Source organism: Bacillus sp. BF2-3 (genome assembly GCF_008368795.1).
Taxonomy (GTDB): domain Bacteria; phylum Bacillota; class Bacilli; order Bacillales; family Bacillaceae_G; genus Bacillus_A; species Bacillus_A cereus.
On sequence record NZ_QOSA01000077.1, the window covers coordinates 1 to 573 of the forward strand.

Sequence of the window (573 nt, forward strand, 5' to 3'; positions counted from 1 at the left end):
TTCCGCCACACCCGCATATTTCATTAAAATGGTGAGCCATGAAGGACTCGAACCTTCGACCCTCTGATTAAAAGTCAGATGCTCTACCAACTGAGCTAATGGCTCTTAATGGCTGGGCTAGCTGGATTCGAACCAGCGCATGACGGAGTCAAAGTCCGTTGCCTTACCGCTTGGCTATAGCCCATTAATTAAGAATGGTGGAGGGGGGCAGATTCGAACTGCCGAACCCGAAGGAGCGGATTTACAGTCCGCCGCGTTTAGCCACTTCGCTACCCCTCCGACATATATGGTGGAGGATGACGGGATCGAACCGCCGACCCCCTGCTTGTAAGGCAGGTGCTCTCCCAGCTGAGCTAATCCTCCATTTTGCCTGGCAACGTCCTACTCTCACAGGGACAAGGTCCCAACTACCATCGGCGCTAGAGAGCTTAACTTCCGTGTTCGGTATGGGAACGGGTGTGACCTCTCTGCCATCATTACCAGACTGTATTCATTTAAGACAAGAATCATTTTAACTCATTTGACCTCGAAAGTCAACAAGTTTTTTATATTCTTTCAAAACTAGATAACATT

Annotated in this window: 4 tRNA genes and 1 rRNA gene; all 5 read right to left on the reverse strand. The window is 49.0% G+C overall.

Features of this window, described 5'->3' with window-relative positions:
* Positions 1 to 29: 29 nt before the first annotated feature.
* The 5 genes from DN401_RS29615 to rrf all read right to left on the reverse strand — a co-directional run bounded on the left by DN401_RS29615 (position 30) and on the right by rrf (position 484).
* A tRNA-Lys gene (locus tag DN401_RS29615) sits at positions 30 to 105 on the reverse strand.
* Between the two features lie 4 nt (positions 106 to 109).
* Positions 110 to 184, reverse strand: a tRNA-Gln gene (locus DN401_RS29620).
* A gap of 11 nt (positions 185 to 195) precedes the next feature.
* A tRNA-Tyr gene (locus DN401_RS29625) sits at positions 196 to 279 on the reverse strand.
* A gap of 8 nt (positions 280 to 287) precedes the next feature.
* Positions 288 to 363: transfer RNA gene (locus DN401_RS29630), tRNA-Val, on the reverse strand.
* Positions 364 to 368: 5 nt separating this feature from the next.
* Positions 369 to 484, reverse strand: a 5S ribosomal RNA gene (rrf, locus tag DN401_RS29635).
* Between the last annotated feature and the right edge of the window lie 89 nt (positions 485 to 573).